The 22,977-nt window shown below is 37.4% G+C and carries 17 protein-coding genes; 15 read left to right on the top strand and 2 right to left on the bottom strand.

Annotated features, from left to right (window positions below; all coding sequences use genetic code 11):
• Positions 1 to 33 precede the first annotated feature (33 nt).
• The gene (locus ODR02_RS07535) at positions 34 to 609 is read left to right on the top strand and encodes a Crp/Fnr family transcriptional regulator (RefSeq protein ID WP_209784444.1); all 576 of its coding nucleotides are present in this window, start codon (positions 34 to 36) and stop codon (positions 607 to 609) included.
• 550 nt (positions 610 to 1,159) lie between these two features.
• A complete protein-coding gene (locus ODR02_RS07530; protein ID WP_209784443.1) occupies positions 1,160 to 1,972 on the top strand; it encodes an alpha/beta hydrolase in 813 nt (270 codons plus the stop codon).
• Between the two features lie 297 nt (positions 1,973 to 2,269).
• Here the strand turns inward: ODR02_RS07530 and ODR02_RS07525 are convergent, their stop codons facing one another.
• On the bottom strand, positions 2,270 to 3,367 hold the full coding sequence (locus ODR02_RS07525; RefSeq protein ID WP_209784442.1) for a TauD/TfdA family dioxygenase: 1,098 nt from the start codon (positions 3,365 to 3,367) through the stop codon (positions 2,270 to 2,272).
• A 216-nt stretch (positions 3,368 to 3,583) separates the two neighbouring features.
• On the opposite strand from ODR02_RS07525, the gene ODR02_RS07520 reads away from it, so the two are divergent.
• Genes ODR02_RS07520 through ODR02_RS07480 form a run of 9 tightly spaced genes read left to right on the top strand, consistent with a single transcriptional unit; the run spans position 3,584 to position 17,300 of the window.
• Positions 3,584 to 5,110, top strand: coding sequence for a pyridoxal phosphate-dependent decarboxylase family protein (locus ODR02_RS07520; RefSeq protein ID WP_309512024.1), 1,527 nt, complete (start codon positions 3,584 to 3,586; stop codon positions 5,108 to 5,110).
• A complete protein-coding gene (locus tag ODR02_RS07515; RefSeq protein ID WP_309512023.1) occupies positions 5,082 to 7,490 on the top strand; it encodes a GNAT family N-acetyltransferase in 2,409 nt (802 codons plus the stop codon). The genes ODR02_RS07520 and ODR02_RS07515 overlap by 29 nt, the downstream gene beginning before the upstream one ends.
• Positions 7,483 to 8,799, top strand: coding sequence for a lysine N(6)-hydroxylase/L-ornithine N(5)-oxygenase family protein (locus tag ODR02_RS07510; protein WP_309512022.1), 1,317 nt, complete (start codon positions 7,483 to 7,485; stop codon positions 8,797 to 8,799). The genes ODR02_RS07515 and ODR02_RS07510 overlap by 8 nt, the downstream gene beginning before the upstream one ends.
• A 7-nt stretch (positions 8,800 to 8,806) precedes the next feature.
• Positions 8,807 to 10,618 carry an IucA/IucC family protein gene (locus ODR02_RS07505; protein ID WP_309512021.1) on the top strand — a complete coding sequence of 604 codons (1,812 nt, stop codon included), beginning with the start codon at positions 8,807 to 8,809 and terminating at the stop codon, positions 10,616 to 10,618.
• Positions 10,615 to 12,018 carry an MATE family efflux transporter gene (locus ODR02_RS07500; protein WP_309512020.1) on the top strand — a complete coding sequence of 468 codons (1,404 nt, stop codon included), beginning with the start codon at positions 10,615 to 10,617 and terminating at the stop codon, positions 12,016 to 12,018. The genes ODR02_RS07505 and ODR02_RS07500 overlap by 4 nt, the downstream gene beginning before the upstream one ends.
• A 1-nt stretch (position 12,019) precedes the next feature.
• Complete coding sequence (locus ODR02_RS07495) at positions 12,020 to 12,265, top strand: acyl carrier protein (RefSeq protein ID WP_047374822.1); 246 nt, start codon at positions 12,020 to 12,022, stop codon at positions 12,263 to 12,265.
• Between the two features lie 4 nt (positions 12,266 to 12,269).
• Positions 12,270 to 13,658, top strand: a complete 1,389-nt coding sequence (locus ODR02_RS07490) for an AMP-binding protein (RefSeq protein WP_209784436.1) — start codon at positions 12,270 to 12,272, stop codon at positions 13,656 to 13,658.
• The gene (locus ODR02_RS07485; protein WP_209784435.1) at positions 13,645 to 16,113 is read left to right on the top strand and encodes a TonB-dependent receptor; all 2,469 of its coding nucleotides are present in this window, start codon (positions 13,645 to 13,647) and stop codon (positions 16,111 to 16,113) included. Before ODR02_RS07490 ends, ODR02_RS07485 begins: the two co-directional genes overlap by 14 nt.
• A gap of 2 nt (positions 16,114 to 16,115) precedes the next feature.
• Positions 16,116 to 17,300 (top strand): PepSY-associated TM helix domain-containing protein, encoded by a 1,185-nt coding sequence (locus tag ODR02_RS07480; protein ID WP_209784434.1) that lies wholly within the window; start codon positions 16,116 to 16,118, stop codon positions 17,298 to 17,300.
• A gap of 508 nt (positions 17,301 to 17,808) precedes the next feature.
• Here the strand turns inward: ODR02_RS07480 and ODR02_RS07475 are convergent.
• Positions 17,809 to 19,299: an aminotransferase-like domain-containing protein gene (locus ODR02_RS07475; protein ID WP_209784433.1), complete on the bottom strand. Its 1,491-nt coding sequence runs from the start codon at positions 19,297 to 19,299 to the stop codon at positions 17,809 to 17,811.
• A 66-nt stretch (positions 19,300 to 19,365) separates the two neighbouring features.
• Here ODR02_RS07475 and ODR02_RS07470 point away from each other — a divergent pair, with 66 nt between their 5' ends.
• The 4 genes from ODR02_RS07470 to bioB are packed head-to-tail and all read left to right on the top strand — an operon-like array spanning position 19,366 to position 22,741.
• Positions 19,366 to 19,989: a hypothetical protein gene (locus ODR02_RS07470; protein WP_309512019.1), complete on the top strand. Its 624-nt coding sequence runs from the start codon at positions 19,366 to 19,368 to the stop codon at positions 19,987 to 19,989.
• Positions 19,982 to 21,091 (top strand): aminotransferase class I/II-fold pyridoxal phosphate-dependent enzyme, encoded by a 1,110-nt coding sequence (locus ODR02_RS07465; protein ID WP_309512018.1) that lies wholly within the window; start codon positions 19,982 to 19,984, stop codon positions 21,089 to 21,091. Before ODR02_RS07470 ends, ODR02_RS07465 begins: the two co-directional genes overlap by 8 nt.
• 52 nt (positions 21,092 to 21,143) lie before the next feature.
• A complete protein-coding gene (gene bioD / locus ODR02_RS07460) occupies positions 21,144 to 21,758 on the top strand; it encodes a dethiobiotin synthase (RefSeq protein WP_309512017.1) in 615 nt (204 codons plus the stop codon).
• Entirely contained in the window at positions 21,758 to 22,741 is a 984-nt protein-coding gene (gene bioB, locus ODR02_RS07455) for a biotin synthase BioB (protein ID WP_309512016.1), read from the top strand. Before bioD ends, bioB begins: the two co-directional genes overlap by 1 nt.
• Positions 22,742 to 22,977: the final 236 nt, after the last annotated feature.

Here is a 22,977-nt window from a genome sequence, read left to right as displayed (position 1 = left end):
CAAGGTGATTATATTTAGACTAAAAATTTTCAAATGAACCACTCAGAATTTGTAAAACATATCAATCAGTATTATCTTTTATCTGAAGAAACAATTCAAGATTTACTGGATATCTGTACGGAAGAGTACTATCACAAAAATGATCTTCTGCTGGAATCCGGCTCCATGGCAAGGTATTATTATTTTATCAAATCAGGATTGATAGGGTATTATACAGTAGATGAACAAGGAAATAATATTTATAAAATCTTCTTTGAAGAAAACAGTTTTGTAGCATCTACAGCCGCCATTATTAAAAATGTACCTAGCGATTTCAATATTATTGCACTGGAAGACTGTGCAGTTATCCAATATCCTGCAAAACAGTATAGAGAATTGTTGGAAAAGCATCATGATCTGGCTCTTTTCCATATGTATTATCTGGAAAAAAACTGGGTAGTGAAAAAAGAACCTCTGGAAGTATCTCTGAAATATGAAACTGCAAAAAAACGGTATTTACAGTTACTTGAAAATCAATCTTTGTACAACAGATTAAAGCAACATCATATCGCTTCTTTCCTTGGAATTACTCCTACACAGCTAAGCCGGATCAAAAAGGAAATAAACTGATATTCCTAATTCTGAGTGGAATAAATTACCCTGAGTTCGGTTTAAGAAAATTCAGTTTTCTGGACTGAAGCTGTCTGATCTTTATATTGATTTTTTAACCACAAAAGACACAAAAGTTTTAAATACTGAAGTTTTTTTTATGCTAAGCTTTATGTATAATCAGTACACCTAAGTTTTGTGAAAATCTTTGATTTTCATCTTATGTGAACTTTTATACTGTATCATTTTAAACTTACTTAAGTGAACTAAAATGTTTTAAAATAATAGCTTTGGTGACTTTTGTGGTTGGTAAAGTTTAGATAACTTTTTTATAAAGATTAATAATCCTCTTGGAATTTTATTCTTGAACTTCAATAACTTCGCTCTCCAGCTTTCTGACTTCATTAAAATGAAATTCGAAATCTGAGTAAAATAAACTAATAAAATCTTCAACATATGTTGAGGTTTTTTTTCTTTTTATGCTGCAATTTTGCTTCATCATACAGTCATTGGTACATTATATGTTTTATCATAAAAACCTGTGATTATTATTCATTAAACATTTTTAAACATGAAGAAACTTATCAAAATTGTAGTTGTGCTGGCTGCATTTGCCCCATTATCAGCACAAAAAATTATTCATCAGGAAATTTTCAGTCCGAAAATGAATAAAAAAATCAAAACAGTTATTATTACCCCAAACCTTCAGCCTAATACAACCTATCCGTCTGTGTATATTCTTCATGGTTTCAGTGGTAATCCGGACAGAATCATGAAACAGGATATTCCTGATCTTGTTAAAAAAGCACAGGAACTTAAAACAATCTATGTGCTTCCGGATGGAAATTACAGTTCATGGTATGTAGACAGTCCGATCGTTAAAGATTCACAATATCAAACCTTTATTGGAAAAGAACTGGTAGAATTTATCGATAAAAATTATCCTGTGAAAGCTGATAAAAAATTCCGTGGCATTATGGGATGGAGTATGGGTGGCTATGGAGCAACCAATATTGGGGTTACTTATAATAAAACGTTTGGTATTGTAGGAAGTTCATGTGGTGCGTTGGATTTCAACTCATTTGGAGAAGGATATCAAAAATATATGGTAAATAAAGTTCTGGGACCACTGGAATCCATTAATCCTAATTTTCTTACCGACAGTAAAGTGAAGCTGATGGCTGGAGCCGGACAGCAATATATCTTCGATTGTGGTACGGAAGATACTCAAATGATCACGATGAACAGGAATTTTCATAAAAAACTGACAGAAATGAAAATCCAGCATCTCTATACAGAATCGTTGGGTGGGCATGTTCCCGAATACTGGAGCAGATCACTGTCTGAACAATTGTCTTTATTTGATAGATTTTTTAAACAATAAACCTGTTTTTTAAGTTTTGGCTAAAGCCGTTGGAATTTATATTTAATTATTAAAACGGGCTAAAGCCCGTTCCCATTGAATTTCGATTAGTTTTTATATTAATAGAAGCGGGCTAAAGCCCGTTTGTTTTTATTGTTGATGCAATACTGGCTTTAGCTTTACCCCATTGATCCGTGTCAAGGTTTTGAACCTTGACACGGATTAATCAAATGAAAATCAAATAAAAAATCCTTTTTAAGCACTGCTTAAAAAGGATTTACGATTGATTGATGTTCAAAATGCTAACTAACCAGCATATTAAAATTGTTGAAAGTTTTTACCCAAATGCTCTTCTATTACAAAGAACGGATCTTCTGTAAGCGTGTGTGCTCTCATATCGATAAGACTTACTTTACTCATCATACGAAGCATAATTCTTCTCTCACAAGGCTGTTCAATACCGTCAATTTTTCTCACTCCTGCACGGAAAGCTGATCTTCCGTGAGCACATAAATGATTATTAACCAGAATGACATCTCCCGCCTGAGGTGTAAACCCTGAATAAATCAAATGTCTGGCTTCTTCCCAGAACTCATGCAGCGTACTTTGAGCTTCCTCAGATTGTCTTATACTCGAATTGAAAAGCTGCTCAGCAGCATCAAACCTCATAAAAGGAAGGCTTAAATTCCCATACAATACAGAATCTAATGTTTCTTCCTCAGTATCTCCTGTTTCCAGATTCGCATCTTTTGGGATTTTATAAATACGCTCAAAAAGAGGTCTGTAGTTTTCACCGATAGACTCATGAGAACGGATGGAGTAAAGAGTAGAAGGAACCTGTTCTTCATTTCTTACATACATAAAGCTTAAATAATCTGCCTGATGTTTCAGGAAGGCATCTTCGGTATGTACATACAAATCTGTTGAAGATCCTGATCCTGTCTGCGTTTCTTTCATTTTCTCATCCGGAATGATGGCATGAATCAATCCGCCTCCTTTACGCTGTGAATAATATTGTACAGGTTTTGATGGCAGCGCTCCATGAATAAGTGCACATGCAAAACCATATAAATTAAATTTTGAATAATCTGCAGCCTGCCAATTGGAAGGGGTTGAACCTATATTCTCCTGATCTATATCCATTAATCCGGTAAAGATCAGTGCACCATACTGATTTTTTGAAAAGTCACTTGCAAAATCAGCTGCTATATTTAAAATTCTCTCCGGTAAAAAATAAGACGCCAGCTGATGTACATGCTTAATAAAATCACGGTTTTCATAAGTGTCATACTTTTTCTGAAGATGTAGTGCAGCATCTTTTATCATTCTTCTCTCCTGTGAGGTGACCTCTATGACCGTAGGAAGCAGTTTTACCGCTGTAGAACAGTCTTTATCTAAAATTTCTGTAGAATTCATTAAAAAAAAATTTGGTGTTAACTAATAATTTTTATATTTGTTTTTAATTATTCTAAATAACAATAACCGAGTCAAATTTATGAATAATTACTCAACCACCAAACAAAATCTTAAAAAAATGTAAAAAATAAAAACCTGACTATCAGATATATATAATCGTATATCAAAAAAACCACAACAACTCACAGATTTAAAAAATCACATTACAAAACTTTTATGAACAACAATTTAATTTCCCTAGAAGAGCTCGCAAGCACAACTTCACCTCACATTTCGGGGAATTTCGGGAATATTTTCCATCCAGACAATTATGATCATTATCGTAATGCAGTCAATAGTACTTTAGACCTGGTTCAGGAATTTCTTTACAGAAACAACAAACCTTTCAGTGGTATAGAAGCCAAAACAATGAAAGGGATGGTACAACAGATCGATCTTAATCAAAAACTTTCCAATTACAATGAACTTCTTGCGGAAGTAGATGAAATTTATGTAAAACACGCTACAGCTTTTCACCTTCCACAATATGTTGCACACCTTAACTGCCCGGTAGTTATTCCGGCATTGGCAGGAGAAATCCTTGTTAGTGCTATCAATTCTTCACAGGATACTTATGATCAGAGTGCCGGTGGAACTTTTATGGAAAGAAAACTGATCGACTGGACAGCGGGTCAGATCGGATATAATACCAATGAAAGCGATGGCGTTTTCACAGCAGGCGGCTCACAGAGCAATTTAATGGGATTGGTTATGATGCGTGACTGTTTTTCCCAGAAAAGATACAACCACAATATTAAAATGGATGGCCTGCCGGCAGAGGCAAGCCGCTTCAGAATATTTGTTTCAGATAAATCTCACTTCAGCAATTTAAAAAATGCTTCCATTATGGGATTGGGTGAGAAAAGCATTGTTAAAGTTCCTACCGATGACAGATTCCGTATGGACATTTCTCTTTTGAAAAAATACATTAAAAGAGAAGAACAATTAGGAAATATTCCAATTGGAATCGTGGCTACCGCAGGAACAACAGACTTTGGAAATATCGATCCATTAGAAGATATCGCAAATATTGCAGAGCATTATAACATCTGGATGCACGTGGATGCAGCTTATGGTTGTGCTTTATTATTAAGTGATAAATACCGTAACCTGATTAATGGTATTGAAAGAGCAGACTCTGTAACGATTGATTACCACAAATCATTCTTCCAACCCATCAGTAGCAGTGCCTTTATTGTTAAAAATAAAAAAGAACTGCTGATTCTTAAACATCACGCCGATTATCTGAATCCGAAAGAAATGGATGAAGAAGAAATTCCAGCACAGATCAATAAATCTATTACGCAGAGTACCCGAAGATTTGATGCTTTAAAACTTTGGTTTACCATAAGAATGATGGGTAGAGAGCAGCTGGCAGAATATACAGATACCGTTATTGATCTTACCAAGGATGCAGCCGCAATGATTACTGAAGATGCAGATTTTGAACTTCTTTCAGATTCGGATTTAAGTGTTCTTGTTTTCAGATATGTAAATCCGGAAATCAGTGATCTGAATGCCCTGAATCAATACATTAAGATGAAACTTTTCTACAGCGGAGAAATCCTTGTAGCCAGCACAAAGGTTGATGGAAATTTCTATCTAAAATTTACCTTCCTGAACCCGATTACCACTACTGAAGACATTCATCAAATTCTTACCACAATCAAAAAACATGGAAAAGACTTTAATTCAGAAAAATAAAACAGGAGAACAAGCCAGAGAAATTACCTTCAGAATTCTTCTTAACGGAATGCTGAGAGAACTGGGAAATGGAAAATTCTATCAGGGAGTTCCAAAATATGATCTCCTTACAGCAAAAGCTCTGCAGAACAGCAATGATCCGCTGTATATGAGATTCGAAATGAAGAAAAGTGGATTGTTCCTGTTTGCTCCCGTTTCTTATCGTTCCGAGACTCTTTTTCATGAATACGGACCTGTTTTGTGGGCCGTTGACCATCAAAATCAAGAGGTTTTTGAAGTCAATAATGAAAAACTGACTGAATTGGTTTACAAGGAGTTTTCAGAAACGACAAACGAAACCGGATTCAAACAGTTTGTGGAAAGAATTCAAAGCAGTTTAAGAAATCTGGAAAAAACAACGGAAGCATGTCTTCAGGATGATCAGCTTTTAAGCTATTCTTTTCTGGAATCTGAACAAATGCTTCCTGCAGGACATAATCTACATCCTTTCACCAAATCAAGAATGGGATTTTCTGAGGAAGAACAGCTTTTATACGGCCCGGAATTCGGAAAAGGATTTCAGCTGGATTACTTCCTGATTCATAAAGACTGTATTACAGAAAAATCTCTTCCGGGGATTTCAGCAAAAGAAATCTTCGAAAAATGGGCTTCTTTACCGGAAAGCTACGATTTTGAAAACATCAATGATTTTTATATAGTTCCATGCCACCCATGGGAGGCACAATATCTTTTATCAACAGCAGAATATCCTGAAATGTTAGGTTCCGGAAAAATTATTCACATCGGACCTTTGGGAGAGGATTTTTATGCAACATCATCTATAAGAACAGTTTACAACCCTGATTTCAGCTGGATGTTGAAATTCTCTCTGCATGTTTTAATGACCGGTTCTGTGAGAACAAACAGTTTAAAAGATCTCAACAGAGGGTATGCTTCTGCAATCTGGTGGCAGCATCAAAAAGCTTCATTTGAACAAGATTTCCCGAATTTTAAATTATTGCTGGAACCTTCCACGTTAAGCGTTCATAATGGAGGAAAGAATATGGACAGTCTTAATATACTGCTCCGTGAAAATCCTTTTTCAAATGAAGATAAAGTTATTTTACTGGCAAGGCTTTGTCAGGATGAATCTACAGATGGATTCAATTTTACGACTCATTTCTTTAAGAATGTGGCGAATCAGCTGGGTGTAGATGTTGAAAAAGCAGCTATTATCTGGTTTGAAAAGTATGTGAATCTTTTGCTTTCACCTTTAAACAGATTGTACAATCAATTAGGTATGGCTCCGGAAGTTCATCAGCAAAACCTTCTTGTTCAGCTTGACAATCAGCTTTTACCGCAGTCTATTTACGTAAGAGACGGACAGGGATATCTTATAAAAGACAGTTTCAAAGGAAAATATGAATCTCTGATCAAAGATTATCCTGAAGTGGAAGATCTTTTCATTAGAGATGAGCGTCTTCTGGATATTGTTTCCCACCATCTTTTGGTAAGTAACCTGAGCGCACTGATTGCTTCAATAGGCAAAACGGGACTGGTTAAAGAAAGAAGATTAATCAATATTCTGTATAGAGAATTTGAACAGCTTCATGAATCTGAACCATCATCTTTAACAGATTACGCACTGAATCAAAGATATTGGGCGGTAAAATCTAACTTACAATCGGCGGTAGCTGATGTAGACGGAGGCGTGAATGCAGCATCTATTGCTTATGCGAAAGTTCCGAATCTTCTTCACAAACATTTCTTCTCAGACCAGTTAATTCACCCGCAAGGAAAAGAAGTTTTCTTCAAAAGATACTTCCAGAAAGAGGATGTAACCATGAGTATGCGTCCTATAGATCTTGAAAATGACCTTGAAATGCTTCATGAATGGTTCAACCGCGAGCATGCTGTAAAAATCTGGCAGATGAACTGGCCGATTGACGAACTGGAAACGTATTACAGACTGATGCTTCCAAGTGATGAAGCCCACAGCTATATTATTGCAGGGAATGATGAACCTTCCTGTAATATAGAGGTGTATTGGGCGTGCAGAGATATCGTAGGAGATTACTATGATGTATTGCCTACAGATTACGGAACGCACCAGTTTATTGCACCTACTGATCCTAAAAAGAAATTTGTTTCTCCATCTACACAATCTATGGTTGACTATGTTTTTGCACAGCCACAGGTAGGAAAAATGGTAGGAGAAGGATCTGTAGACTCTCTTGCTTCGATGATGAATAAAGCCCATGTAGGCTTCAAAGTAGACAAAGTAATTGAAATGCCTCATAAAAAAGCCAATCTGAACTTCTGTTACAGAGAATGGTACTGGGAAAAATTCCCGCAAAATAAAGAGGTACAAATCACCACAAACATCACAAAAAATGACTAACGAAGCCGTATACAACGTAATAGGCATAGGTATTGGCCCTTTCAATCTGGGACTTGCCGCATTATCCAATCCGATTTCGGAACTCAAGACCCTTTTCCTGGACCAGAGAGATGGTTTCGACTGGCATCCGGGATTGATGATTGACCATGTAACCCTGCAGACTCCATTTTTGTGTGACTGTGTATCCATGGCTGATCCAACCAATCCTTTGAGCCTTTTGAATTATTTAAAGGAAACCGGAAGACTGTATAAGTTTTTTATCAGAGAAGATTTTTTCATTCCGAGAAAAGAATACAACCGTTACTGCCAATGGGTGATTGAACAGCTTCCTCAGTGTCGCTTTTCAACACAGGTAGTTGATATTATTTATGAAGATGGATTATATCATGTAACGACAGTTCACACCAAAACCAAAGAAACTACAGTTTTCAAAACAGAAAGACTGATTTTAGGAACAGGAACACAGCCTCATATTCCTTCTTTCATTCCGAAAGATGATTCCCGTGTTATTCATACCAGTTCTTATCTATATAGAAAAGAGGAATTGCTGTCTCAAGGAAAGAAAATTGCCATTATCGGTTCGGGACAAAGTTCTGCTGAGGTATTTTATGACCTGCTTCAGAGCAGAGATGAAAAAACACAGTTGGGTTGGTATTCCCGTCCGGACAGATTTTTCCCTATGGAATATTCTAAACTGACACTGGAACTTACTTCTCCGGATTATGTTGAATATTTCTACAACAGAAGTGAATCTGCAAGGAAAACCATTTTAAGCAAGCAGCAAGCTCAGTTTAAAGGGATCAATTACGACCTGATCAATGATATCTATGATTTTATTTATGATCTGAATATCGACAATGCTGATCCTAATCTTAAAATTATTCCTAACAGTCAGCTGAATAAGGTAGACAACAGCAATCCGGATTTCATCAATCTCGAATTCACCCAGCTGGAACAGGAAGTACCTTATGATCAGGAAGCCGATTATCTGATTCTGGGAACCGGATATCGTTATCATGAGCCTGCATTCTTAAAGAATATTCAATCCAGAATCAAGAGAGATTCAAGCGGATTGTTTGATGTCAACAGGAATTATTCAATAGATCATAACAAAGGCGAAATCTATGTTCTCCACGCTGAAGTACATACCCACAGCTATATTTCTACCGATCTGGGAATGGCGGCTTACCGTAATTCCTACATTATCAATGACATTCTGGGAAGAGAGCATTATAAAATTGAAAAGAAAATTGCTTTCCAGGACTTTGATGTGGAAAAATACGCTGATTTACCAACTGCCAAAATTTAATCATAAAATGAACACCAACTTAAAAAATACAGTAAGCCAGGAAAACTGGAATCAGGCTAACAGAAACTTAATGGCCAAAACCATCGCAGAACTGATGCACGAAGAGCTTCTAAAACCTGTGGTAACTTTTGAAGATAAAGACGGATATACAGTTTTTAAACTTGAAACCGGACTTGAAAACATTACCTACAGCTTCCGTGGGCAGGAGAGAATGATGGATTATTGGCATATTGATAAAGACAGCATTACAAAAACAGAAAACGGTGAAGATCTGTCTGCCGTAGATGTGGCGGCTTTCTTTTTGGAAATGCAGACTGTTTTTGACTTAGATCCTTATACTATTGCAAGATACACGGAAGAATTACTGCATACGTTGTATTGTGATGCTTTAATTTTATCCAAAGGAGTAATGTCTTCAAAAGATCTTGCTGATGCAGATTATCAAACAGTAGAGCACAATATGACCGGACATCCGTGGGTCATTGTGAACAAAAGCCGATTAGGTTTTTCTCCACGCGATCTGAAAACATTTGCGCCTGAAGCTGATGAAAATTTAAAAGTAATCTGGCTGGCTTCTCATAAAAGCAGATCGTCATTCCAGTCTTTGGAACATATTAACAGAGAAGAATTTTATCGTTCTGAAATAGGAGATTCGCTGTATAATGATTTTCAGCAGCAGCTGATGAGCGAAGGAAAAATTGTTGAAGACTATCATTTTATTCCTGTACATCCATGGCAATGGGAACACAAACTTCAGATTCATTTTGCAGGAGATCTTGCTTCAGGGCTTTTAATCCCAATGGGTGAGGGTAGTGATACTTACAGTCCACAGCAGAGTATCCGTACTTTATTCAATGTAGATCATCCAAAGAAAAGATATTTGAAAACAGCTGTCTCTATTCTGAGTACAGGAAATATCAGAGGGCTATCTCCTAAACAGATGAAAATTGCTCCGGCTATTACCGATTGGGTAAAAGGATTAATCAAAGATGATGTTTATCTGGAAAACAAAGGAACTATTTTCCTGGGAGAAGAGGCAGCCATTGCTTATCTGCATCCACAATATGGAGCTATTGCCAGCGTACCTTATCAATATAATGAATTCCTTGGAGCATTATGGAGAGAAAGTGCCGAAAATTATCTGAAAGAGGATGAGCAAATGGTTACCATGGCTTCTTTACTTTATGTAGACGAAAGCGGAGTTCCACTAGTTCAGGCATTTGCAGAAAAAGCAGGAATGAGTATCAAAGAATGGGTTGAAAGCTATCTTGATGCTTATCTGACTCCTTTATTGCATATCTATTACACGCATTCATTATGTGTTACTCCACACGGAGAAAACATTATGGTTGTTTTGAAAAACGGAGTTCCACAGAGAATTGTAATTAAAGATTTTGTGGATGATATCGTTTTAACAACTGAGGCCAGAGAAAAACTTCCTGCACACCTTGCAGACGGTTTGATTCAGTCTTCCAACAAAGAAAATATTCCGTTGTTTATTTTGCTTGGAGTTTTTGATGCCTTCTTCAGATATCTGTCAAACGCTTTACACACATATTCCAACTTTAATGAAGAAACATTCTGGGAATTGGTTCACAACTGTGTAGAAAATTATAAAGCTGAGAATACTCACCTTCAGGAAAGATACGAAAAGTATGACCTGTACGTACCGGCATTCAAAAGATTCTATATCAACAGTCTGCGTCTGAAAAATAACGGTTACAGTGAGAATAAAGCATTTGCTATTCCAAGAAAAGATGGAGCATTGCCTAATCCGTTGTATCAGATTGCTAATAAAAATTCAGTAGCAGCAATATGAGGAAATTCCTGCATATACTAAAAGAAGGAGCGGTTTTTACGTATGGAGCCATAGCCGGGAAAAAAGTCGAACTGACTTCCGGAAGTATCAACCGTTCCATCTTTAGCCTTGCCATTCCCATGGTAATGGAACTTGTCATGGAATCTGTTTTCGTGAGTGTCAATCTATTGATTATTGCAAAATTAGGAGACAAAGTTCTGGGCCTTGTGGGAATTACAGATAACTACATCAACTTTGCTTATGCCATTGCAGTAGGGTTAGGTATTGCTGCAGCTACTCTCACAGCCAGAAGAGCAGGTGAAAAAGATCAGGAAGGAATGGGCAGAACAGCTCAGTATATCATCCTTCTTGCTTTACTTTTTGCGGTGCTTATTGGTGGGGTTTCCAGCTATTTTGCAACAGAAATTGTGGATTTCCTGGGAGTCAATGCCAAGGCAGTAACTGAAGGCGTTTCTTTTTCAAGACTGGTATTTCTGAGTATCGGACTTGTCATTCTGCGACTTTCAATAAATGGACTTTTCAGAGGTGCGGGTGATGCAGATATTGCGATGAAATCACTTTGGATCTGTCATATTTCCAATATCATATTGGCGGTAATCCTTGTTTTCGGAGTAGGATTTATTCCTGCTTTTGGATTAATGGGATTGGCTTATGCTACCGTTTTATCAAGAACGTTAGGAGTCTTATACCAGGCTTTTATATTTCTGTCTGGTAAAACCAGTATCAGCATCAGAGTTCCTTTTCAGCTTGATATCCCATTGTTGCAGAAGATTCTGAAAATAGCCTTTGGAGGACTGGTTCAATATATCATCCCCACATCCAGCTGGCTGATTATGGTGAAGATCATCTCTACCTTCGGAACAACTGCTCTTGCAGGATATATTATTGCACAGCGTATTGCTTCCGTAGCAACGATGCCTGCCTGGGGAATAGGAAATGCAGCAGGCGTTCTTACAGGCCAGAATCTGGGTGCCGGAGAGCCTGAACGCGCAGAAAAAACAGTATGGAGAGCCGGAACAATCAACATGACCTATCTGGTTATTGTAGCCTTATTCTGGCAGATTGCCGCGGAATATGTGGTGAAATTCTTCACTACAGAACCTGAAGTTGCAAGATATGCAGTTCAGTATATTCATGTGGTATCTATGGCTTATCTGCTGTTAGGATTCACCATGGTAATCAGCCGTGCTTTGAATGCAGCCGGAAACATATTACAGGTAACGTTGTTGTATCTCGTCATGTTTTATGTCATTCAGCTTCCTATGGCTTATCTGTTAGGGGTAAGACTTCATTGGGAACTGAGAGGAATATTTACCGCCATCGTTTCTTCGGAAATTGTTTTAGCCGTGTTATTCCTGATGATTTTTAGAAATGGAAAATGGAAAACTATAAAAATTTAAAATGAACACTACAGAAGAATTTTATGAAATTATTGCCTCTGCCATTGCAATCAAGAAAGAATTGGTAGATGAAAAACTAACGTATCAGGAAATCCCGGAATGGGATTCTATGTCTCATCTTCTTATCGTAGAAGCGCTTGAACAGTTTTATCAGATCAAATTTGATTTTAATGATATTCTGGAGATGGGAACCGTCGGAAAGATTCGTGAAAAAATGAAAAAATACGAAGTATTCGTAGAAAACTAAGCATATGAAAATTTTAGAAAATGTAATTGCCAATAAGAACTTGGAGTTTACAGATGCTTCCACCGGTACAACAATACCGGTGGGAACACTGTACCGGTCTCTAGGCTTAAACCCCGTAGAAAAAGGGCTCCTCTTTTTGTACAATGACAATCAGCTGCCCAGTATTGAGGTTCTCCTCAATTTTTATGGAACAGCTCATACGATTGCGGTACTGGGACAGAAACTGCATGAGGAATTCAAAGCACGTATTGAGGCAGAATACCGTCCAAAATATATCTTTGATCCGCAAAGAGAAACCATTGAAGGATACAGCCTGAAAGAATTCTCGGACAACATCAGAATCTTTGCAAAGGATGATTATAAGAGTGAAATTACCATTCATTCCGAAATCAAGATCCTTTTGAGTACTTCCGGTACTACGGGTGTTCCGAAGTTGGTGAAATTATCCGATGAAAGCCTTTACCAGAATGCTTTGAGCATCCTTCAGTATATGCCCGTTAAGGAATCCGATGTGGTTCCTTTAAACGTTCCTATCAACTTCGTATACGGATTCTCTATTTTCACTACGAACTGTATACGCGCAGGAAGAATTGTATGTACAGATAAAGACATTATGCAGAAAGCATTCTGGGACGAAATGGAAGAGTACGGCTACAGTACTTTAGGTGGAGTTCCTTTTCTTTATGAGAACCTGAACAGAATAGGATTTTTCAGAAAAGATTCTCCAAGTCTGAGGTATTTTACCCATACCGGAGGCGTGATTAATGCTGAATTGAGAAAAACAATTTTCACGTATTGTCATGAATTTAAAAAAGATTTTTTTGCTCAATATGGTCAGACGGAAGCTGGAGGAAGAATGGCTTATCTTACGACGGAAGGACTCCTTGAAGAAGAAACCTCTATTGGAACTGTTGTAGAGAGAGGAAACTTCAAGATTGATCCTGACACGGATGAACTTCTTTTTTCACATGTCAGTATTTTTGGAGGTTATGCCAACAAACTGGAGGATCTTGCCACTTATGAGCAACCTTCCGTACTACATACCGGAGATACCGCCAGAAAAGGGGAGAACGGAATCTATTATATCACAGGAAGAATAAAGCGTATCATGAAGCTTTTCGGAATACGTCTGAATCTGGATGAGGTAGAATTTATTCTTAAAAATGAAATGCAGGGCAATACCTTCGTATGTCTGAATGCCAATGATAAAAAAATCGTTGTGCTGTATGACAATCCGGACATTGATCCTCAGATCATCACCGAGACCATCAAAAATAAACTGCGTATCAATCCACAATATGTACGTGTCGAACTTATAGAATCATTCCCATTATCACAAAACGGTAAAATAAACTATCCCCTGTTACAAAACTTACAGCATGAAAACATCTAAAACCCTTATATTACTTCTTGGTCTTGCTTTATCTTCAAACTCGCTTTCTGCACAGCAGGGCGACAGAGTTCATGGCAAGATCATGCTGTCTGAAAAGTCGCCGGTAAAAAATGCAATTTTAAGACTTGTCAACACGTCTTATCAGGCAAAAACAAATAATTTAGGAGAATATTACTTTGAAAATGTGCCACCTGGAGAATATACGCTTCAGGTGGTTTTAAATGACATTGAACTGATGAGAGAGCAAATCTACATTCAGAAAGATGTCCACGAAATTCCTGCGATCTACGCCCCGTTACACAATAATGTGATTGAGGGAATCACCGTATACGCAGTGAGCAGAAATAAATTTTTGGATAAAGACAGTACTTCAGTGGGCAAAATGCCTTTAAAAGCTCTTGAAAATCCACAGGCTTATACAAGCATCAACCAACAGATCATGAAAGAGCAGATTACTTATGATATTTCGGAAGTATTGAAAAATGTTCCGGGAATGGTAAAAATGCAGGGAAGTCCGGGAAGAGGTTCAGGAGATGGAAGTTTCTACTACAGCCTTAGAGGTTTTCCAACCAAAGTATCTATGGTAGATGGTGTTCCGGCAACTACCAATGGTGAGATAGATCCTGCCGATCTTGAGCGTCTGGAAGTAATCAAAGGACCTTCCGGAACATTGTACGGAGGTGCTGTAACTTCTTTTGGAGGTTTGATTAATGCGGTCACCAAAAAACCTAAAGATTATTTCGGAGGAGAAGCTTCTTATCTGATGGGAAGCTACAACCTGAACCGTGTAACCGCTGATGTTTATGGTCCCATTACAGAATCACGAAATATGCTGTTTCGTTTAAATGCTGCTTATCAGTACCAAAATGGATTCAGGGATTCCGAATTCAGAAAATCATTTTTTGTAGCTCCTACGATAAGTTATCAGGTGAATGACAGACTTAAGTTCAACCTGGGAGCTCAGATTTACAATTATGAAGGAACAAATACTCCGATTATTTTCCTGACCAGAACAAGGCCTTATGTTGCTCACAACCCTGATGAACTTGGCTTCGATTGGAAAAGGTCATACTCCAACAATGATATGACCCTAAAAGCTCCATCCATCAATGTAAAAGCTGAGGTTAACTACAAAATTTCAGACAAATGGACTTCGCAAACTTTACTTTCAAGAAACTTCAGAAAAACGGAAGGATTATATCAATATCAGTTTATCAGAGGGACAACCAGTGATGCTCTGTTGGAACGTAATGTACAGTGGCAGAACTCGGAAGCTTCTTCTACAAGTGTCCAGCAGAACTTTAACGGAGAATTTAACATCGGTAAAATTAAAAATAAAGTGCTGATTGGGTTAGATTATCTTAATCAGACCATCAACAATAACCATTCCCCGATTGTGGTATATGACTATATCGATGGGACAAATCCTTCAGGGCCAGTGGTAGCACCAGTGACTGGAATATATGGTAACATATCCAAAGATCTGGCGCTGCAAAAAATTCAGGCGGTTACCCAGGCTGCAATCCTGGCGGGTAAATCTCCATTGGTAAGAAATACCACAGCATCCAATCTTTATGGAGCTTATATCTCAAATGTAACCCATATTACCGACCGTTTAACTACCTTGATCAGTTTGCGTATGGACCATTATGAAAGTAAAGGACAACTTAATTTGAATGACAACAAACGCGCTGGAGAATTCAAACAAACAGCATGGTCTCCAAAAGTAGGCGTTGTATACCAAATCCTTAAAGATCAACTATCTGCTTATGGTAACTATATGAATGGTTTCAGCTATACAGCACCTATTACCCAGCAATTGGCAGATTATAGCGGAGATATGAAACCACAGATGGCCAATCAGTGGGAAGTAGGAATCAAAGGAAACCTTTGGAGAAACAAGGTTAACTTTACCGTTTCATATTATGATATCCTTGTTGACAATATCCAGAGAGGAACCGGAGTGATCCGAGACGGAAAAGAATACAATATTGTGATTCAGGATGGACAACAGAGAAGTAAAGGAATTGAAATAGAAACCATTATGAATCCTGTTCAGGGATTAAATATTATGGCCGGATATGCCTACAACCACAGCAGATATGAAAAAGCAGATCCCGCTGTAGATGGCCGTCGTCCGGAATCTGCAGGTCCTGCGAATGTATTCAATTCATGGATCAGTTATATTCTTCCTATCAGAGGACTTCAGGGACTTGGAGTTGGCTTTGGGGTAAACCGTGTAGGAAAACAGCTTACCGGAAACAAAGTACTTACCGGACAGTTTGCATTCCCAGCTTATACGTTGGTGAATGCTTCCATTTCCCTTGAAAAAGAAAGATACAGATTAGGATTTAAAATGAATAATCTGGGCAATGTGCAATATTTTGCAGGGCAGGGAGTGGTAGTAGCTCAGATGCCTCGTAACTTTGTTGCTGAGGTTAGCTTTAAATTTTAAGAATGAAGTTAAAGTTTAGAAAAATTGCATATCAGTTACATCTATGGCTCGGACTAACGTCCGGGCTTATAGTTGTTATCATGGCCGCTACAGGATGCATCCTGGCTTTTGAAGAAGAATTAAAACATATTGTTCATCCTAACAGATATTTCGTTGAAAATATCGGAAGAAAAAAACTTTCATTATCAGAACTTACGGAAAAAGCAGAAAAAGCACTTCCTGAAGGTTTGAAAGTCAAAAGAGTGGTAATGTCTTCTGATCCCTCACGAACCTATGTCTTCCGCACGCTCAAAATGGATGAGGAAGCATGGACGTATTGGGGAACTTATCTTTATTATTACCGGATTTATGTAGATCCTTACACGGGAAAAGTACAGGAAGTAGAAGATGCCAAAAAAGATTTCTTTGAAATTGTACTGGATCTTCACAGAAGACTTCTGCTGGGAGAAAAAATTGGAAAAACAATTACCGGTTATTCCACATTGATTTTTGCTGTAATCCTTTTATCGGGACTTGTGATATGGTATCCCCGAAAAATGAGTAAAGCCATGTTGAAAGGAATGTTTTTCATTAAAACATCTGCTAATTGGAAAAGGATTAACTATGACGCTCATAATGTGCTGGGGTTTTATGCTGTGATTCCTTTACTCTTAATCTCTTATTCCGCATTGATATGGAGCTTTGAAGATGTAGACAAATGGGTAAAGAATACACTGAACGGAAACATTACAGAAAAGAAAGCCAAAAGTACCATTCCTTCCGGAGAATCTTCAAACCGTGAAAATATTCTCAATCTCATCGGAAATACCATGGAAAAAGGATTGAAAGATAAGAAATCAGCGCTTGTCAATTTTCCAAGATCGGAAGAAGGAACATATTATGCTGAACTGACCTATGACGGAAGGCAATATAGAAATGAACATTTTAATTTGGATCAGTATTCAGGAGATATTGTAAAATCTCAATCTTATAAAAACAAAAATATCGGATATGGAACCGCATTAAGAGAAAGAAATTATGATCTTCACACCGGAAGTATCCTTGGGCTGACCACCAGAATTATTTATTTTCTGGCCGCTGTTATCGCACTATCACTCCCGATTACAGGTTTTGTCATCTATTTGAATAAGAAAAAGAAGAAACCAAAACATAAGAAAAACAAAGTAATTTTCCCTTCTCAACATTAATAAAAGCCTCTGTAAAGGGACTTTTGCTTTTTTTTAAACCACAAAAGTCACAAAAGATTTTATTTTGAACATTTAACCGTTAATAAGTTTAAAATGATACCGCACAATAAGTTTACATAAGAAGAAAATCAAAGATTTTCAAAACTTAGGTGTACTTTATTATGCATGAAATTTAACTTTAAAAAACTTAAGTGGTTAAAACTTTTGTGTCTTTTGTGATTAAAATAAATCTAAAAGTTAGATAACTTCTTATTTTTAAATATCCAGTATCAATTTTATCGCAGATAAAATCCTTGCGCCTTAAAAACAAGTTATTTTTGATTTCATTTGCGCCTTTGCGTTCAAAACTAAAATATTCTTTTGATAAAGTATTTTTTTTGAAATCGCAAAGGCGCAAAGTTTTTTAATCTTATAACTTTTTAAGGCGTAAGAAAATCAAAGATTTTCAGCAAGTGATACCTCATAATTTTCCTGCAGATCCATAAAACGGTACAATTATCTATTCTAATCACCCAATCAGTCCCTTCACATTTTTTGAAAAAACCTCAATTCCTTTGTTCATTTCTTCAAAATTAAGATCCCCAAATCCCAGTCGCATGGCGGTAAGCCCTTTGTTCTGATACAAAAGCGTTTTGGGAATGAAAAGGTTATCCTTAGCACAGTTCCGGCTTAGCTGCATCAGGTTCAAATGGATATTCCATTCCAGCCAAATCGCAAGACCTCCGGAAGGCTTTTGGAAGGAGATCAAATTACCCAGATTTTCTTCCAGTAACAAAGTAAAATGATCACGTCTTTCCTGATATACTTTTAAAGACTTCTTCAGATAACGGTTGATTTCTCCCTCTGCAATCATTTCTCCAAGTGCCCTTTCCATCAGGATATCACCCTGTCTGTCGATAATTCCCAGATATTTACGCATTTCGGTCATCAGATTTTCCGGAGCTACAATAAATCCAGTCCTGAATCCCGGAGCTAAAGACTTTCCGAATGAACCAATATAAATTACCATTCCGTTGGTATCGGCGCTGGCTAACGGAAGAATAGGGCTTTTATCATAATGAAATTCATAATCATAATCGTCTTCCAGAATAATAAATCCGTATTCATTCGCTAGCTCTAATAACTCAAATCTTCTCTGAGCACTCAAAGCAACGGTAGTAGGATAGTGGTGATGGGGTGTCAGGTAAAGCATCCGTATTTTCTGCTTTTTACAGGCTTCTCTTACACTTTCTACAATAATTCCTTCCTCATCAATGGGAATAGAGACAATATCAACACCCGCTTTCATAAAGATCATATTGACAGAAAAATAGCTTAAGGCTCCTACTAACACAGTATCACCAGCCGAAAGAAGAATTTCGGAAACAATATAAATACTCATTTCCGTACTTCGGGTTATGAGTAGGTTGTTCTTAGAAATAGGAAGTCCACGGGAGAGATTCAGATATTGAGATAAATGTTCTTTAAAAAACTCACTTCCGTCATGATTATAATGTCCCAAAGTCTTCTGGTTGGATTTACGCTTCAAAATAGAGCTGTAAAACCGGGAATGTTGTCCGATTTGCGTCAAACGGATATCCGGCACTCCATCATTAAAGACATATTCACAATCCGAATGTTCAAAAGGATTATCTAAAATATTGGATGTTTTAAATGAAAAACCGGTTGATATTGGGTAGTTTTGAAGGTTATTTTGCTCAAAATCGTTCACTTTTACAGGTTTCTCCTGATCCTTTCCAATCACAAAGGTTCCTTTATTCGGAAAACTCTCTGTCCAGCCCTGAGCCGATAATTCATCGTACACAGCAACAGCAGTATTTCTATGGATTTCCAGCATTTCACTGAACGTTCTTGTTCCGGGAAGCTTTGTTCCAAAAGGAAGAAAACCTCTTTGGATCGCATTGACTAATTGATTCGCAATCTGCAAATAGATAGAAGTCTCTGATTTTCTATCAATCTTTATAAAACTTTCATAAGGAATCTTAACCGGACTATCCATAACATCAAAACTGGCACAATACAACCATCCGGCAATATACTACTTTTGACATCAAAATAAAAATCTATGGAATTTCATCATCTGTTAAAAAAAATTGTACAGGAAGGAAGTACCCACGCCAAATGGCTGAATACACTTTCTTTTATGGAAAATGCCGGTGCAAGAAAAATATCAAAATGTGAACATCCTACATTGGTTTCTCAGATCCAGCTGAAACATGCTGCCGAAGAGCACCGCCATGCTTATTATCTAAAAAAACAGATCGGGAAAATAGATCCTGAGTTATGCAAAACCTACGAAAGTATGGAACTTCTGGCTCCGATAGCAACAAGCCAATATCTTCACTCATTGGATATTAAAGCCTGCCGTTATCTTCAGAAAGCTTTCAATCTTAATAAAACAGATATTAAATATGCCGCATACCTTTTTGTAACCTATGCTATTGAGGTTCGTGCTGATGAACTTTATCCTGTTTACCAGCAGGTTCTTACCGAAGCTTCTTCCAGAATTATGGTAAAATCTATTATTCTTGAGGAAGAAGGCCATCTTGAAGAAATGATCAACCAGCTTAATGAATTTTCACCAGATTGGAAAGAGCATGCGGACCATGTTTTAACAATAGAAAAAGACCTGCACGAAGAATGGATTAATGCTGTTACAGAAGAAGTAGCTCAGTTGAATTATGCTTAGTAATAGCACTCGTTTTCAGGAATCTCTTAACAAAAGAAAAGAGGAAGGAACATTAAGACGTTTGCGGCTTCAATCTGATGGAATTGATTTTTATTCTAATGATTACTTGGGGTTGGCAAAAAGTGAAGAACTTCAACATGTACTACTGCAAAAGATTACAGATAACCCTCAATTGCTTTCAGGAAGTACAGGCTCAAGGCTTATTAGTGGAAACAGTGATATTGCGGTCTCTGTAGAAAATGATATTGCTCAGAAACATCAGTTTGAATCTGCATTACTTTTTCCATCCGGATACAATGCAAATCTGGCCTTATTTTCTACGCTTCCCAGCCGTCATGATATAATAATTGTAGACGAACAGATTCATCGGTCGGTACATGATGCCTGCAGATTATCAAATGCAAAAAAGCTGAAATTCAAGCACAATAATGTTGAAGATCTTGAGAATGTTTTAAAGAAACAAAATGGACACTGTTATATCGCAATAGAAAGTTTGTACTCTATGGAAGGAGATTTTGCTCCTATTCAGAAAATTGCTGAGCTTGCCCATCAATACAAGGCCTCTCTGATTGTTGACGAAGCCCACGCATTTGGAGTCTTTGGATATGGATTGGTTGAAAAATATCAATTACAGAACCAGGTTTCAGCAGCAGTTGTAACCTATGGAAAAGCTCTCGGAGCTCATGGAGCAGCAATCCTCTGCAATGAAACAGTGAAATCTTACCTGGTCAATTTTGCAAGCCCTTTCATTTACACTACTTCCGCACAGGATTTCCAGTGGATGAGTATAAAAACTGGGTATGAATTTTTAGATCAGCATCAGGATCTCACAAAAAAACTTCAGGACAATATCAGAGTTTTCCGAAGCAGAAATTTAGACTCTCCATCAGCGGAAACAAGCCCCATTCAGGCCATTGTAATTCCGGATAATCAACAACTGAAACAATTACAGGACAATTTATCTGAGGAAGGATTTTTAACCTACGCAATATATAGTCCCGCCGTAAAAGAAGGAAGTGAACGACTGCGGATTTGCCTTCACAGCTTTAATACAGAAGAGGAAATTATAAAACTGACAGAAATTATTAGAGAATTTATTTAAAACAAAAAATAAGCTTTCAAACCTCGCAACACGAATCCCGAATCCCGAAAACATGAAATTATTTATAACAGGAATAGGAACCGAAATCGGAAAAACAGTATGCTCGGCTGTTTTGGTTCAGCATTTTAAAACAGAATACTGGAAACCCATACAGTCTGGAGATCTGCAGTACACGGACAGTGATAAAATTGAAGCATGGACAGACACGAACTTCTGCCATCCTGAAACTTTCCGCTTACAGCTGGCCGCATCACCACATCAGTCCGCAAGAGAAGAAAACATCACCATAAATCTGAATGATTTTCAACTCCCCAAAACAGAAAAACCATTAATTGTAGAAGGAGCAGGTGGTCTTATGGTTCCCATATCTGATTCTACATTTATGATCGATTTGATTGAAGAATTAGATCTTCCGGCGGCATTGGTAGTCAGAAATTATCTGGGATGCATCAATCACAGCTTATTGTCAATCATCGCATTACAACAGAGAGAGATCCCATTGGAATATTTAATTCTCAACGGAGATTTTCCGGAAGATACTGAAAGAGTAATCTGCAGTTTTATTGAAAAAGAAACAAAAATTATAAAGATTCCCGAAATCCAAAGTACTGATAAGGAATCTATACAACATGCTGCAAAGCAATTAACAATAACAAAAATAGGATAATGGATACAAAAACAACATTGAGAAACACCTGGACTAAAGAAGAGATTGAGGAAATTTATCACCTTCCTCTGATGGAACTGATCTACAAGGCAGCCACCGTACACCGCGAATGGCATGATCCTTCTGAAGTACAGATTTCCACCTTATTATCCATCAAAACCGGCGGATGCCCTGAAGACTGTTCATACTGCGGACAGGCAGCCCGTTATCACACGAATATCAAAGTACAGGCTTTGTTGCCTACGGAAACAGTAATTGCACACGCTCAGAAAGCAAAAGATTCAGGATCTTCAAGATTCTGTATGGCAGCAGCATGGCGTGAAGTTCGTAATAACCGTGATTTTGACAGGGTTATTGACATGGTAAAAGGAGTGAATGAACTTGGATTAGAAGTTTGCTGCACTTTGGGAATGCTTACCGAAGAACAGGCTATCAGACTTCAGGAAGCAGGATTATATGCCTACAATCATAATCTTGATACCTCTGAGCAATATTATGAAGAGATCATTTCTACCAGAACATTTGACAACAGGATCAATACCATCAACAATGTAAGAAATGCAGGAATCACCGTGTGCTCCGGAGGAATTATCGGACTGGGTGAAACGCACAGAGACAGAATTTCAATGCTTCTCACGTTGGCAACAATGCCAAAACACCCGGAATCTGTTCCTATCAATGCTTTAGCAAGAGTAGCAGGAACACCGTTAGAAGATAATGAAAAAGTAGATACCTGGGAAATGGTAAGAATGATCGCTACAGCAAGAATTGTAATGCCTTCTTCTATGGTGAGATTAAGTGCCGGCCGTATAGAAATGTCTGAAACAGAACAGGCATGGTGTTTTATGGCAGGTGCCAATTCCATTTTTACAGGAGAAAGAGAAACATTATTGGTAACCCCTAATCCTGGAGTTTCAGAAGATATGCAGATGCTTCAGACATTAGGACTGAAACCTATGATGAAAAAAGAAACATGCTGCTAGGTAATTATAAATTATGAATGATAAATTATGAGTGATGAGCTGGATTATGAGTATTATAGAGTTTATTATAAAATTGATAGATACTTTAATCAATATTTAACGCTAAGATTCGCAAAAGATTGATTACCAATAAAAACACTTCGTTCGCAAAGGCATTCTATTCAGCAAGGCAGAATATCTATTATTGCTTAGTGAAACGTCTTTGCGAACTTTAAAATACAGCGTACACATTAAAA

The organism is Chryseobacterium sp. CFS2 (assembly GCF_036543225.1).
Classification (GTDB): domain Bacteria; phylum Bacteroidota; class Bacteroidia; order Flavobacteriales; family Weeksellaceae; genus Chryseobacterium; species Chryseobacterium culicis_A.
The sequence above is the reverse complement of the archived record's forward strand: the minus strand, read 5'-3'. Positions and strand labels throughout refer to the sequence as shown.